The organism is Azospira sp. (assembly GCF_030247495.1).
GTDB classification, from domain to species: domain Bacteria; phylum Pseudomonadota; class Gammaproteobacteria; order Burkholderiales; family Rhodocyclaceae; genus Azospira; species Azospira oryzae.
In genome coordinates, this window is the sequence record NZ_JAOTRW010000002.1 from 419693 (window position 1) to 434009 (window position 14317).

A 14317-nucleotide genomic window follows, 5' to 3' on the forward strand; every position below is an offset into this window, starting at 1 on the left:
CTGCCGCGGGCCCGCCGATGGCGGTCCGGGCCGCGCCCGGCTCAGATGCCGCGCAGCTTTTCGCCGGCGGCGGCCAGAGTGGATTCCTGCTTGGCGAAGCAGAAGCGCACCACCTTGTCGTCCCGGCCGTCCGGGTAGAAGACGGAGACGGGGATCACCGCCACCCCCACTTCCCGGGTCAGCCACTGGGCGAACTCGGTGTCGGGCAGATCGGAGATGGCATCGTAGCGGGCCAGCTGGAAGTAGGTGCCGCGGCTGGGCAGCAGTTCGAACTTGGTGCCGGCCAACTGCTGGCGGAAGAAGTCCCGCTTCTGCCGGTAGAACTCGGCCAGTTGCAGGTGCCGGGAGTGGTCGGCCATGAAGGCGGCCAGGCCCACCTGGGAGGGGGCGTGCACGGTGAATACGTTGAACTGGTGCACCTTGCGGAACTCGGCCATGAGGGCGGCGGCGCCGTAGCAGTAGCCGATTTTCCAGCCGGTGATGTGGTAGGTCTTGCCGAAGCTGGAGACGATCAGGCTGCGGGCGGCCAGCTCCGGGTGGCGGGCCAGGGACTGGTGCTCGCCTTCGAAGCAGATGTGTTCGTACACCTCGTCCCCCAGCACCACGATATTGGTGTCGCGGGTCAGTTCCGCCAGGGCCTCCAGGTCGGCGGCGTCGAGCAGGCTGCCGGTGGGGTTGTGGGGGGTGTTGACGATGATCATGCGGGTGCGGGGCGTGATCAGGGCGCGCACCTCGTTCCAGTCGGGCTTGTAGTCCGGGTAGCGGAGGTTGGCGTAGATGGCCTTGGCGCCCACGGTCTCGATGGCGGGCACGTAGGAGTCGTACACCGGGGCGAAGACGATGACCTCGTCCCCCGGGCCGGCGAAGGCGGCGATGGCGGTGAACAGAGCCTGGGTGGCGCCGGCGGTAACGGTGATCTCGCTCTCGGCATCGTAGGCGGTGCCGTAGAGGGCCTGGACCTTGGCGGCGATGGCCTGGCGCAGTTCCGGCAGGCCGGTCATGGGGGCGTACTGGTTGCGCCCGTCGAGCATGGCCTGATGCACGGCGTCGAACAGGCTGCGGTCGGCCTGGAAATCGGGGAAGCCCTGGGACAGGTTGATGGCGCCGCATTCGGCGGCCAGCTTGCTCATCACGGTGAAAATGGTGGTGCCGACCCAAGGCAGCTTGGAGTCGATGGCGACGGGAGATTGGGGCATGGAAATCGGGACTTGAGGCTTGGGGAAGCGGAAGTTTAGGCCCTTTCGCCGGAATAGGCACCTGGGGCCATCCCCGGTTGCGGCGGGATGGCGACGGCTGGCCTGCCGAAGGCTTGAGCGGTACCCGGCCCGTCTTCCCGGTTCGCGGCGGGCGCCCTTATTGGGGCCGGGCTGCTCCGGTACGCCTCAGTCCGCCGCGGCCCGGGCCGGCGCGGGGGCCGCCGCATCCTCCTTGGCCAGCAGCAGGCAGCGCTTGCCGCTGCGGGCGCAGTAGTCCTGCACCCGCCAGTAGTCGTCGTGGCTGAGGCAGCCGGTCTGGCACAGTACCAGGTCGGCCGCCGCCAGGGCCTCGGTCAGTTGGGCCTCGTCGGGCAGGGCCGCCACCAGGTCGGCGGAGAGGATGGCCACGGTGCCCGGCCCGGCGGCCGCTTCTCTGGCCCGCAGGCTTTCCCGCTCGGCCCGCCACAGGGCGGCGTTGCGCTCCCGCTCCAGGGCGACGATGCGCTCGGCCTGGATGTCCAGCAGGCGCACCAGCTCCTGCCGCCCGGCCAGGCCCGGCACCTGGCGGCGCAGTTCCGCCAGTTCCTCCCGCAGCAGTTCCAGGGCCGTGTCCCGCACCATGAGCTGGCCGTGCAGGGCCAGCAACTGGTCGTCCCGCGCCGCCAATTGGGCCGCCAGGGCCCGGCGCTCGGCGTCGTGCTCGGCCTGCAGTTCCGCCTGGAGTTCGCTGTGCACTTCGGCACGCAGCTCCTCGAACTGCCGCCCCACCCGCTGCTGCACCTGGCCCAGGTAGCGCAGCAGGATGCTGCGCTCGCAGGGTTGGGCAGAACGGCCGGGGCCGGCTGGGAAAATGGCGGCGTCGGCAGTAGCGCCGGGCAGGGGCGGAAGATCGGCAGGCAGATGGGCCATGGTCGGCTCCCAGGAGAGGTGGATGAAGGTGGCGCGGGGCAGCGTCCGCCGGCCCGCTTTGCGCCCCCGCCGGCAGCCCCGGACTGCCCGCCAGACGGCGGCGGCGGGGGCGCCCGGCGAGGCGCCATGGCGTCATCCTAGTACAGTCTCCACCCCATGTAAACGCGAATGACTCGCAACAACAAACTTTTACACGACATAAAAAAGGGCGCCCCTGGGGACGCCCGTATTGCCGCATCGCCGCGGCCAGGGCTCAGCGGTCGCCGTCGCCGCCCGGCCGATCGTTGCGCCGGCCACCGCCCCAGGAGTTGCCTTGGCGCTGCTCGCCGCCATCGCCACCCCGGGGCGAGGCCGCCCGACTTTCGCTGGAGCTGCCACCATCGGCGCTGCGACCGCCGCCGTCCCTGCCCATGCTGCGCTCCCCGCCCGGCTGGCCGGACTGGCCCCGGGGCTGGAGCGGAGCGCTGCGGATCTCTTCGCGACGGTAGCCGCTATCCCGGTCCAGGGGCGTCAGGCGGCGCTGCTCGACGCTGCTGTCGGTAGCGGGCCGGTTGCGCTCCTGGGGGGCGACGCCGTTGCCCGGGGTGCCGCGGCGGCTGTCGTCACCCCGGTCACCCCGGTCATTGCGGTCGCCCCAGCCGCCATCCTGGTTGCCGCGGCGCCCATCGCGGTCGCGCCCCTGGACGCCGTCGGGGATGCCGTCCCGGTCCCGGTCCTGTCGGCCGTCCCAGCCGCCGGCGCCATCCCGGTCGCGCCGGGGCGAGGCGTCGTTGCCGCCGTAGCCGTAACCGGGGCGGCCCTGGCCGTCGGCACCGGAGCGGGCAGGCTGGGGCACGGCCTGGGGCCGGGGCTGGGCCGGGGATTCCCAGCGATGCTCCCGGGGGGAATCGCGCATGGGTTCATCATGCCGTTCCCACTGGCCGCCCCGGGGCTGCCAGCGGTCGCCGTCCCGCTCCCACTGGCGCGGTACCCAGCGATAGCCGGGGCGAGGCGCCTCCCAGCGGCCCGGGACCCATACGTAGCGCACGCCGATCCAGTTCCAGTAGCCGCCGATCCAGACATAGCCCACCACCGGCGGCGCCCCCATCACTTCCACCCGCAGCGGCGGCGGCGCCATGCGCACCGGCTCGCCATAGTAGGGACGACTGACGGGCTCGACGGCACAGCCGGCCAGGCCGGCCAAGGCGGCGAAGAGAAGGGAAAGCCAGAGTTTGCGTTTCATGGTGCCTGCCTCATGGGGCGTTGGAAAAAAAGCGCTGTTGCCGGCTTTAACGCGGCAGCGGCAGGCACCGCCGACCCGTTGCCCCGGGCCTTACGAATTGTTGCAACTGCCTTTACCCAATCTTGCCGCGGCCCCCTGGGCCGGACCGTGGCGTCGCCGTGCTTGGGCCGCCCGCCGCCTTGGCCTAGAATCGCCCCATGAGCCCAACCACCCTCCCCTCCCGCACCCTCTGGCCCGTGCCCGGCACCTGCGCCGTGGACATCATCGACCAGACGGCCCTGCCCCATCATTTCCGCACCCTGCGCCTGTTCACCCTGGAAGAGGCGGCCCACGCCATCCGCGCCATGCAGGTGCGGGGCGCGCCCCTGATCGGCGCCACCGCCGCCTACGGCGTCGCCCTGGCCCTGCAGCGGGACGCCTCCGACGCCGCCCTGAGCCAGGCCGTGGCCACCCTGGGCGCCACCCGGCCGACGGCGATCAACCTGCACTGGGCCCTCAACCGCATGCAGGCCCTGCTGCGCCTGCTGCCCCAGGAAGACCGGGCCGAAGCGGCATGGACCGAAGCGGCCGCCATCGCCGACGAGGACGCGGAGCAGAACCGCCGCATCGGCCAGCACGGCCTGGAACTGCTGCGGCCCCTGGCGGAAAAACGGGGACGGCTGGAGATCATGACCCACTGCAACGCCGGCTGGCTGGCCACGGTGGAACACGGCACCGCTCTCGCCCCGGTCTATGCCGCCCACGCCGCCGGCCTGCCGGTGCATGTCTGGGTCTCCGAGACCCGGCCCCGCAACCAGGGCCTGCTGACGGCCTGGGAACTGGCCCAGAAGGGTGTGCCCCACACCCTCATCGCCGACAACGCCGCCGGCCTGCTGCTGGCCCGGGGCGAGGTGGATGCGGTGATCGTCGGCGCCGACCGCATCGCCGCCAACGGCGACGTGGCCAACAAGGTGGGCACCTACCTCAAGGCCCTGGCGGCCCGGGAGGCGGGCGTGCCCTTCTATGTCGCGACGCCCCGTTCCACCCTGGATTTCGCCTGCCCCAGCGGCGCCGCCATTCCCATCGAGGAGCGGGAAGGCGACGAGCTGCGTCTGGTGCACGGTCTGGACGGCGCCGGCAGCCCCGGCTCCATCCGCCAGATCGCCGCCGCCGAGGCCGTGGCCAACCCGGCCTTCGACGTCACCCCGGCGGGCCTGGTGGCCGCCCTCATCACCGAGCGCGGCGCCTGCCCGGCCAGCGCCGACGGCATCTTCGGCCTCTACCCGGAGGAACAGGACCATGCCCGCTGATCCGCGCCAGAGCCTCATCACCGCCGCCCACCGCATGGCGGCGGAGGGCCTCAACCGGGGCACCGCCGGCAACCTGAGCCTGCGGGCCAAGCTGGACGGGGTGGACGGTTTCTACGTCACCCCCACCGGCATGAACTACGACAGCCTGCAGGCGGAGGACATCCCCTTCGTCAAGCTGGCGGACGGCAGCCACGTGGGGCGCCGTCTGCCCTCCTCCGAATGGCGCTTCCACCGGGACATCTACGCCGCCCGGCCGGAGACGGGTGCGGTGCTGCACGCCCATTCCCCCTTCGCCACGTCCCTGGCCTGCCTGCGCCGGGACATTCCCCCCTTCCACTACATGATCGCCCGCTTCGGCGGCGACACGGTGCGCTGCTCGGATTACGCCACCTTCGGCACCCAGGCCCTCTCCGACACCGCCCTGGCCGCCCTGGAAGAACGCAAGGGCTGCCTCCTGGCCAACCACGGCATGATCGTCTGCGGCAAGGATCTGGGCGAGGCCCTGGCCCTGGGGGTGGAACTGGAAAGCCTCAGCGAGCAGTTCTGGCGCGCCAGCCAGCTGGGCTCGCCGGTGCTGCTCGACACGGAACAGATGGCCGAGGCCCTGGCCAGATTCGCCACCTACGGCAAACAGGCCTGAAGGGCCGGAACTCAACAACGGGATCGCCTGGAAGGCAGCAGGGACGCCAATCTCGGGACACCCTGCCTGAAGAGGCTTGCTAGGAGCGGCCCCTGGCAGGGCGTCGTTCTGAACGCCGCAACCGTGCCAGCAGCAGCCAGCCCGCCAGCACCACCCCCACCAGCAGCAGACTCGCCGCCCACAGGCGCAGGGACAGGGCCAGACTCCCGGGCTGGAACATGCCCACCAGCCAGGCCACGGGGAACGGCACCGGCACGCTCATGTCGGCCACGCCGATGACGGCCGGCGCCAGGCCGCAGACCATGCGGAAGGACCACAGGGCCGGCCGGCGCCAGCTGCCCCGGGGCGCCGGCACCAGGAAGGACAGGGCCAGGGCCAGCAACAGCAGTCCCCCCAGGCTGCGCGCCGCCCAGGCCGGCAGGGCCGAATCCAGGGCCAGGAAAGCCTCGCAGCCCGTCACCCCCGGCAACAGGCAGACCCCGCTTACCGCCAGGGTGAGCAGATAGAGGGCCAGGGCCGGCCAGACGAAGAGATAAAAGACCCCGAGAAAGAGCACGATGCGCAGGGCCGGGCTCGGTCCCTTGGCCGGTGCCGCCTCGGCAGTTTCCCGGGCTCGGCGGGAAGCGGCGGTGGAGGGCTTGAAATGCAGGCTCATGGGGCGGGCTCAGGTGGAAGCTGGGCGGAAAAAAGGGAAACGGGAAGATTCGCGGGCCGGGCATCAGCCAGGATTGACCGAATGCGGACCGAATGCGGACCGAATGCGGACCGAGTGCGGGCCGGGCACGCCGCCGGCAAAGCTCGCCGGCGGCAGAGCCGCGAACCACCCGGCAGCGGCGCCAGGCGCCACTATAGGCCCTCCGCGCGCCCCTGACGAGAGCGTGAACGCTGCAGCGACAGCCGGGCAGCGGAGCGCCGCGGCTGGGAGGAAGCTACGGAACAGGCGCCCGTCGCCGGCCATCGCGGCAGCGTTTGCGGCCGGCCTGGGGCGCCATGTCTGCCGCAAACGCCGAAGGCGCCCGCGGCGCCGCCCTCATCCCGCCGCCGCGACAGGAGCCAGGACGGGATTCAGTCCGGAGCGCCCATGCCCCGCACCACAAGCAGGTCGCACTGGATTTCCTCGATGACGTGGAGGCTGACGCTGCCCAGGAGGGCGGCGGTGAGTTCGGAATTGTCCTGGGTCGCCAGGGCGATCAGGTCGAAGCTGAAGTCCTGCACCACCCGCTCGATTTCCGCCGGGGCGTAGCCGTGGCGCAGGCGGGTGCCCGGGGCCGGGCCGTCCTGCCAGCCCAGCTCGGCGACGAAGCGGCCCATGGCTTCCCGGGCGTCGCTCTCGGCCTTGTGGCGGTAGAAGTCCAGGGTGCTGTCCCGGGCGCCGGCGAAGTACATCTGGCGCTCGAAGGGGGCTTCATAGACGTGCAGGAATTCCCGGTCCGCCTCGGGGGCGAAGGCCCGGGCGATGGCGGCGGCGGTGCGGGCATTGGCGGAGAAGTCGGTGGGCAGCAGCACCCGCCGGTAGGGGCCGGCGGCGGCCTGCTTCACCACCAGCACCGGGCAGGGGGCCAGGCGCAGGGCCTTGTGCACCGTGGAGCCGAGCAGTACTTCCTTGAGGAAGCGTTCACCGTGGGCGCCGAGGACGATCAGGTCGGCCCCCAGTTCGCCGGCGGCCTTGGCGATTTCCGCCCCGGGCCGGCCGACCCGCAGTTCCACCTGATGGGGCGGCAGCTCGGGCAGGCGGGAGAGGCGCTCCTCCAGCTCCTGACGGGCGCCGCGGCGGGCCTCGGCCTCGGCCGCCTCCGGCGCCTGCATGGCGAAGCGCCGGGCCAGGTCCAGGGGCCCCTGGGGAATGACGTGCAGCACCGTCAGGCGGGCGCCCCGCTGCCGCGCCAGCTGGGCGGCCCGGGCCAGGGCCCGGTCGGCGGCGGCGGAAAAGTCGGTGGCGATGAGCAGATGGCGCAAGGCGTTGACGGGGGCGTTCATGGGCGGTTTTCCGGAGCGAAGGGAGGCAGTCCAGCGGGAACATGCCGACGGCAAAATTCTAGCGGCGGGAGGACCTTTGCACAGTCCGGCACGGCCCCAGCCGGGGCAGCCCCGAACCGACACCGAGGCAAAGGTTCGGCGAGGGCGGATGGCGCCTTGGCATCGGCCTGGGAATGTCTACAATGAATGTTCCCCGGCCCCTCTGCCGGGAGAGCGGCCAGAATTGCGGCATTCGAGGCACCCCCGGTGAAGATGCCCGTCCCTTGGGCCTTTCATGGCACCTAGAAAAACGTGACGTACGTCACGTTACGCAATATATTTGGCATGGTTGGTGTGCTAGCTTTCCGTCATAGCGACTGTCAAACAAGCAAAGGGAGGGGAATCCCATGCACCAGAACCACCGGCCCGTCATCGACGACGAGCTGTTCGGGGCCGCACTGGCCCAGACGGAGAGGGAAACGGCGGAGCGTCACGTGCGCGTGCAGCAGATGTGGGAGCCGGGCGCCATCGGCCTCGACAGCCAGGGCCACAACGGCGGCCTCTACTGCGTCCAGCACGGCCGCCTGGAACTGATGGTGCGGGACGCCAACGGCGGCGAACGCTCCCTGCGCCTGATGGGCAGCGGCGACATCTTCGGCCTGGAATGCCTGCTGCCCCAGGCCCCGGGCGGTTACCAGGTGCGGGCCCTGACCCGCTCGGCGGTGATCGCCGTCAATCCGGAACTGGTGGACCGCTGGATCCTCTCCTGCCCCGATTTCCGCCGCGCCCTGGCCAACCGCCTGGCCTCGGGCATCTGCCACCTGGAACAGGAACGGGAGCACACCCTCTCGCGCCCGGTGTCCGAGCGGCTGCTGTGCTATCTCATCTGCGGCGAGAGCTGCCAGTCCGAAAGCGCCGAGCGCCATCCCGGCCACGGCCCCCTGCCCATGCAGGTGCTGGCCCGGCGCCTGGGCTGCAGCGCCGGCCACCTGTCCCGGGCGGCACGGCGGCTGTTGCAGAGCGGAGTGGTGCAGCGCACCCATGGCGGCCTGCAGATCGGCGATCTGAGCCGCTTCGAGGGCGCCCTGTGCGAGGGTTGCCGCAAGTCCTAGGGACGGCGGCGGGGACGACGGCTACTTGCCGTCGAGAATGAAGTGCATGGCGGCCGACAGGGCCTCGCTGGTTCCCACCAGAATCAACACATCCTCGGGCTGCACCACGGTCTCCGGCAGGGGCGCCTCGTCCCGCACCCGGTGCCGGCGCAGGGCTTCCAGCTCGACACCGAAGCGGCCCAGGTCCAGCTCGGCCAGGCTGCGGCCGACGGCGTAGGCCTGCTGCTCGATGACACAGGCCAGCTTCTCCTGGGAGATGCGCTGCAGGCGGTCGCTCTCGCCCCGGTAGAAGGCCCGCAGGGCGGTGTAGCGGTGGGCCCGCACCTCCCGCACCTGTTCCAGGGCCCGCTCCACCGGCACGCCGAGCTGGGTCAGGGTCTGGGCCGCCAGCATCAGGCTGCCTTCCAGCACTTCGGGAATGACTTCGGTGGCCCCCAGACTCTTCAGATGCTCCAGGTGCAGGTCGTCCTGGGCGCGGACGATGATGGGCATGTCCGGCCGCAATTCCCGCACCAGATGCAGCACCTTCTCCGTCGCCGGCAGGTCGGCGTAGGTCACCACCAGGGCCCGGGCCCGGTCCAGGCCCGCCGCCTTGAGAATCTCGCGGCGGTCGGCGTTGCCGTACACCACGTTTTCCCCCGCCTCCACCGCCTGGCGGATGCGGGCCTCGTCCACATCCAGGGCGATGAAGGGAATGCTCTCCAGGTCGAGGAAGCGGGCCACACTCTGGCCGGTACGGCCGAAGCCGCAGAGGATCACGTGCTGCTCAATGCCCATGGCGTGCACCGCCACCTCGTGGATCATGCGGGTGCGGTCGCTCCATTCCTGCCGCGACAGGTGCTTGCTCCAGCGGCCGGCCTGGCCGATCAGGAGGGGGGCGATGAACATGGAGAGCAGCATGGCCGCCATGGTCACCTGGAACACGTCGGTGGGCAGCAGCTTGTTGTCCCGGGCCAGTTCCAGCAGCACGAAGCCGAACTCGCCGGCCTGGGCCAGCTGGATGGCGGTGCGGGCCCCCACTTCCGGCGAATTGCGCATCAGGAGGGTGATGAGGAAGACGATGCCGCCCTTGGCCAGCACCAGCAGGGCCAGGGCCAGCAACACCGCCGGCAGGTTCTGCAGGACGAAGTGCAGGTCCAGCAGCATGCCGATGGTGACGAAGAAGAGGCCCAGCAGCACGTCGCGGAAGGGCCGGATATCGGCCTCCACCTGGTGCCGGTAGAGGGTCTCGGAAATGAGCATGCCGCCGATGAAGGCGCCCAGGGCCAGGGAGAGGCCGGCCCAGGCGGTCAGGGCGGAGAGGCCGATCACGATCCACAGCACGCTGAGCATGAACAGCTCGGGGGACTTCTGCCGGGCCACGGCGTCGAACCAGCGGCGCATCAGGCGCTGGCCCACCAGGATCATGGCCGCCAGGGCCAGGGCGGCCTGGCCCAGGGCCATGGAAATGGCGCCGGCCATGCCCTTGGCGTCAGCGGCCAGGGCGGGAATGATGATCAGCAGGGGCACCACCGCCAGATCCTGGAACAGCAGCACGGCCATGGTCTGGCGCCCGGGCTGGGAATGCAGCTCCAGGCGCTCGGAGAGCAGCTTGCTGACGATGGCGGTGGAGGACATGGCGCAGGCGGCGCCGACGGCCAGGCCGATGCGCCAGTCCTGGCCGTAGTAGAGGATGGTGACCAGGGTGGTGCCCACCAGGGTCACCCCCACCTGGGCGCCGCCCAGGCCGAATACCAGGCGGTGCATGGCCTTGAGCCGGGCTAGGCTGAACTCCAGGCCGATGGAGAACATCAGGAAGACCACGCCGAACTCGGCGAAGTGGCTGGCCTCCTCACTCTCCGCCAGGAGGCCGAAGCCGTAGGGGCCGACGATGAGGCCGATGGCCAGGTAGGCCAGCAGGGAGGGCAGACGCAGCTGCTTGGCGACGACGACGAACAACACCGCCAGGGAGAGCAGGAGGACGACGCTGAACAGTGAGTCGGTCACGGCGGACTCCGGCTCCGAATAATGGGTTGGGGCGGATTATAGAAGCTGGAAGGCCAGGACGGACACCAACGTAGGCGGCAACGCGCACAGCAGCAGGCCGATGGGGCTGATGGCCTGCTCGTGGAAAGTGCCTTTGAGGATGGAGAAGCCCGCCGGGTTGGGGGCGTTGGCGATCACCGTGAGACCGCCGCCGGTGACGGCCCCCGCCACCAGGGCGTACTGGAAGGCCGGGGTGACGCCCTCCACCAGGGAGCCCAGGTAGGTCAGGGCCGCATTGTCGGTGAGGGCCGTGAGGGCGGTGGCGCCGAAGAACAGCACGGTGGGCGCCATGCCCGCCAGCACGTCCTGCAGCCACCACTTCTGCAGGCCGCCCAGGGTCACCAGGCCGGCCAGGAAGAAGGCCACCAGCAGGCCTTCCCGCAGGATGAGGCGGTCCTGGTGGTGCTTGTAGGCCTCGCAAAAGCCGAGGAAGAAGAGGAACAGGCCGAGGAACACGGCCGGATGGTGGGCGAACACCACCACCCCGACCAGGAAGGCCAGGTGCACCAGCACCATGCCGGCCGGCACGGCGGGGGCGGCCTCGCCTTCCACGGCGCCGCACAGGCTGACCAGCTCCCGGCGATAGACGAAGGTCACCACCAGGGCGTTGATGCCGACGGCGATGGCGGCCTTCCAGCCGAAGGTGCTGGCCATGAAGGCCAGGTCCCAGCCCCACTTGCCGGCCACCATCAGCACCGGCGGCGCGGCGAAGGGGGTCAGGGTGCCGCCGATGGAAATGTTCACGAACAGCACCGCCAGGGTCGCGTACTTGAGGCGGCTGGAAACAGGCCGGGCGAAATAGCGGTCCCGCAGCAGCAGGGCCCCCAGGGTCATGGCGGCGGGCTCGGTGATGAAGGAGCCGAGCAGGGGCACCAGGAAGAGAATGACGAAGAAGGTGGCGACGCTGTCCGGCAGGGGCAGCGTTCGCGCCGCGGCACGGACGCTGTGGCCGGCCAGGGCCAGGATGGGCCGGCTGGCGGCGATGACCATGATGACGAAGACGAACAGGGCCTCCGTGTAGTTGCAGGATTCCAGGTAGGTCACCGCCTCCCCGGTGCCCTGCAGGCCGACCATGACCAGCACCAGCACCATGGCCCAGAAGCCGAACACCACCTCCACCTCGCCCAGCAGGTGCCACAGGCCGGCATGGGCCGGCTGGGTGTGGGCCAGGTGTTCGAAGTACTTGGTGGAAAAGGTATGCACGATGGCCAGGGCGAACAGCACCGTGGCGGCGATTTCAACGGGAGTGGGGGCGAGGGCCGACATCAGGGCAGGTCCGGGCGCGGGGCAAAAGAAACGCCCGCTGCGGATGACGACGCAGCGGGCGACACGAGTGGGTGTCCAACAGGATTGTTGCTGAATCCAGCCTGGGCATCATAGGCGCGACCGCTCCCGGCGGTAATTCGCCGTTCAGCGTACGGCCGATCAACGACGCGGCCAACCCTAAGGACACGCCGGGCCATCAGGCGGCCTCTTCGTCCGGCGCCGGGGGCGGCACCTCGTTGTCGAACTGGACGACGATGCGCACCAGCTCGGAGAGGTTGCGGGCCTGCAGCTTTTCCATCATGCGGGCCTTGTACACCTCCACCGTGCGGGGGCTGATGCCGAGCACCTCGCCGATTTCCCGGTTGGGCTTGCCGGCGGCGGCCAGGCGCATCACCTCCCGCTCGCGCCGGGAGAGGCGCTCCAGGCGGTCGCGCATCTCGGCGCCGGTGGCGGCCTCCTTGCGGCGGGCCGTGTCCAGGGCCAGGGCGGTGGCGACGGCGTTGAACAGCTGGTTGTCGTCGATGGGCTTTTCCAGGAAATCCACGGCCTGGGCCTTGAAGGCGGTGCGGGCGGTGGAGGCGTCGCCGTGGGCGGAAATGACGATCACCGGCAGCTGGATGCCCTTCTCCGCCAGGGTGGCCTGCAGGGAGAGACCGTCCATGCCGGGCAGGCGCACGTCGGCGATGAGACAGCCGGGAGCGTCGGGATCGACGGCCGCCAGGTAGTCCTCGGCGGAGCCGAAGGCCTGGACCCGGTAACCCTTGAGGTTGAGCAGCAGACCCAGGGAATCCCGGATGGCCGCGTCGTCGTCCACCACATAGACGGTGGGGGCGTTGGGAGGAATGCTCAGATTCATGGGGCTCCTTTCACAGGCAGCGGTTTTACGGAATAAACGGAATGGTGCAGCGGCAAGGCGATGATGAAACGGCTGCCGCCGGCGCTGGGCGATTCGGCCCACAGGCGGCCGCCGTGGGCCTCGACGATGGCCCGGCTGATGGCCAGGCCCAGGCCCATGCCGGTGGGCTTGCTGGTGGCGAAGGGCTCGAACAGGCGTTCGCGGAACTGGGGCAGGATGCCCGGCCCGTTGTCCTGCACCACCAGTTGCAGTTCGTTGCCTTCCCGGTGGGCGGCCAGGCTCACCACCGGCTCGTCGGTGCTGCGGCCGAAGCTTTCCGGCGACACGGCGTCGAGGGCGTTGATGAGCAGGTTGCGCAGCACCACCTGGAGCTGCACCCCGTCGCCCCGGGCCGGCGGCAGGTCGGCCGGGATGGCGTATTCGAGGCGGCAGGCCTGGCGCTTGGCCCGTTCCTCCACCTCGCCGATGGTTTCCACCACCAGGGGCAGGATCGGCACCGGATCGCGCCGGGTGTGGCCGGTCTTGAAGAAGTCCCGCAGGCGGCGCACCACGGCGCCGGCGCGGCGGGCCTCGGCCGCCACCTTGTCCAGCACGTCGGACAGCTCGCCGCCCCGCCCCGCCTCCAGCATCAGCTGGCCGGCCCGGGCGTAGTTGGCCACGGCGGTGAGGGGCTGGTTCAGTTCGTGGGCCAGGGCCGCCGCCATCTCGCCGGCCGCCGCCAGGCGCAGGGCCCGCTTCAGCTCGCTCTCGGCCACCTTGCGGGCGCTGGAGGTGACCCCCAGGGTGAGGCCGGTGATGGCCAGGGAGGCCATGAGGAACTGCATCTCCTGCACCGTGCCACCCTTGTAGCCGAGCCACTGGGCGCTGACGATGAGGCCCACCTGGATCATGGCCAGGGTCAGGCAGGCCCCCTCCAGGCCGTGGCGCAGGGAAATCCAGGTGAGGGGCAGGAACAGCAGGTAGAAATACTTGAATTCGTCGGTCCACGGCAGGCCGAACACCACCCACAGGGAGAGCATCACCGCCAGGCACTGCAGGGTGAATTCCCGGGTCTCCAGGAATTTCCAGTCCCCCGGGCGCAGCAGCACCAGGATCAGGGGGGCGCTGACCAGGACGCCGATGGCATCCCCCACCCAGAAACGCACCAGGGCGTAGAGGAAGCCCCGCTGGCTGTCGGGCAGGAAGGCGCTGACCACCAGCAGATAGAGCCCGCCCAGAAGCAGGGCGGTGCCGGCGAGGACGGCGAGGAAGCGGGGCAGCGCGCCCCGGTCCCGGATGTCGGCGGCGCCGACCCGGTGCAGCAGGGCCGCCATGAGGCCGTAGCCGCCGGCGGTGATGCCGGTGAGCAGCAGGGTTTCCACGGACAGGGCGGCCATGCCGTGCACCAGCACATTGCCGCACCACACGGTGGCGAAGGCCAGGGGCCAGAAGCGCAGGCCGAAGGCCAGCAGCAGGGCCAGGGTCAGTCCGGGGGGCGGATTCCAGGGCGTCACCTCGAAGGCCGGCAGGGGATGGATGAAGCTGACCCAGTCCAGCAGGAGGTAAAGCAGCACGTAGACGCACCCTACGGCCGCAACCCGACTCGGGTTCAGCGCAGGGGGAACGGGCAGGTGGAAAAAGCGGGCAAAAGTCATACCCGGATCATGCCTGAAAACAGGCCAGGACTGGGTCTGCCGGGGTACGTACGGATTTGTCACGACACGCCGCCAGCGGAAATGCCGAACGCATCCCCCGTGCGGCGCAGTACGCACCCGTAAAAGCACCATGCCCGAGCAGCGCACGGGACGGCGCTGTCGGGCATGGGTGTCCGGAGAGGGCCGCGGAACCTTGGTCCCGGACCGGCCCT

12 protein-coding genes are annotated in these 14317 nt (G+C 70.4%); 3 read left to right on the top strand and 9 right to left on the bottom strand.

All coding sequences use genetic code 11. The annotated features are described in order from the left end of the window. Window positions 1-41: 41 nt before the first annotated feature. The 3 genes from OEL49_RS01950 to OEL49_RS01960 all read right to left on the bottom strand — a co-directional run bounded on the left by OEL49_RS01950 (window position 42) and on the right by OEL49_RS01960 (window position 3327). Window positions 42-1196, bottom strand: a complete 1155-nt coding sequence (locus tag OEL49_RS01950; protein ID WP_130458963.1) for a pyridoxal phosphate-dependent aminotransferase — start codon at window positions 1194-1196, stop codon at window positions 42-44. A gap of 186 nt (window positions 1197-1382) precedes the next feature. Beyond that, window positions 1383-2105, bottom strand: a complete 723-nt coding sequence (locus OEL49_RS01955) for a hypothetical protein (protein ID WP_287873849.1) — start codon at window positions 2103-2105, stop codon at window positions 1383-1385. Window positions 2106-2358: 253 nt separating this feature from the next. Continuing rightward, entirely contained in the window at window positions 2359-3327 is a 969-nt protein-coding gene (locus tag OEL49_RS01960; RefSeq protein ID WP_287873850.1) for a hypothetical protein, read from the bottom strand. A 197-nt stretch (window positions 3328-3524) separates the two neighbouring features. On the opposite strand from OEL49_RS01960, the gene mtnA reads away from it, so the two are divergent. After that, window positions 3525-4616 (top strand): S-methyl-5-thioribose-1-phosphate isomerase, encoded by a 1092-nt coding sequence (gene mtnA / locus OEL49_RS01965; RefSeq protein ID WP_287873851.1) that lies wholly within the window; start codon window positions 3525-3527, stop codon window positions 4614-4616. Continuing rightward, window positions 4606-5256: a class II aldolase/adducin family protein gene (locus tag OEL49_RS01970; RefSeq protein ID WP_287873853.1), complete on the top strand. Its 651-nt coding sequence runs from the start codon at window positions 4606-4608 to the stop codon at window positions 5254-5256. Before mtnA ends, OEL49_RS01970 begins: the two co-directional genes overlap by 11 nt. Before the next feature lie 79 nt (window positions 5257-5335). Here the strand turns inward: OEL49_RS01970 and OEL49_RS01975 are convergent, their stop codons facing one another. Beyond that, window positions 5336-5911: a hypothetical protein gene (locus OEL49_RS01975; RefSeq protein ID WP_287873854.1), complete on the bottom strand. Its 576-nt coding sequence runs from the start codon at window positions 5909-5911 to the stop codon at window positions 5336-5338. 410 nt (window positions 5912-6321) lie between these two features. After that, entirely contained in the window at window positions 6322-7233 is a 912-nt protein-coding gene (locus tag OEL49_RS01980; protein WP_014238392.1) for a universal stress protein, read from the bottom strand. A gap of 386 nt (window positions 7234-7619) precedes the next feature. On the opposite strand from OEL49_RS01980, the gene OEL49_RS01985 reads away from it, so the two are divergent. After that, window positions 7620-8324, top strand: a complete 705-nt coding sequence (locus OEL49_RS01985; RefSeq protein ID WP_287873855.1) for a Crp/Fnr family transcriptional regulator — start codon at window positions 7620-7622, stop codon at window positions 8322-8324. A gap of 21 nt (window positions 8325-8345) precedes the next feature. On the opposite strand, the gene OEL49_RS01990 is transcribed toward OEL49_RS01985, so the two are convergent. The 4 genes from OEL49_RS01990 to OEL49_RS02005 all read right to left on the bottom strand — a co-directional run bounded on the left by OEL49_RS01990 (window position 8346) and on the right by OEL49_RS02005 (window position 14237). Further along, complete coding sequence (locus OEL49_RS01990) at window positions 8346-10310, bottom strand: monovalent cation:proton antiporter family protein (RefSeq protein WP_130458967.1); 1965 nt, start codon at window positions 10308-10310, stop codon at window positions 8346-8348. 36 nt (window positions 10311-10346) lie between these two features. Continuing rightward, window positions 10347-11615 (bottom strand): putative Na+/H+ antiporter, encoded by a 1269-nt coding sequence (locus tag OEL49_RS01995; RefSeq protein ID WP_130458968.1) that lies wholly within the window; start codon window positions 11613-11615, stop codon window positions 10347-10349. 196 nt (window positions 11616-11811) lie between these two features. Further along, the gene (locus OEL49_RS02000) at window positions 11812-12471 is read right to left on the bottom strand and encodes a response regulator transcription factor (RefSeq protein ID WP_014238396.1); all 660 of its coding nucleotides are present in this window, start codon (window positions 12469-12471) and stop codon (window positions 11812-11814) included. Beyond that, window positions 12468-14237: an ATP-binding protein gene (locus tag OEL49_RS02005; RefSeq protein WP_308806116.1), complete on the bottom strand. Its 1770-nt coding sequence runs from the start codon at window positions 14235-14237 to the stop codon at window positions 12468-12470. Before OEL49_RS02005 ends, OEL49_RS02000 begins: the two co-directional genes overlap by 4 nt. Window positions 14238-14317: the final 80 nt, after the last annotated feature.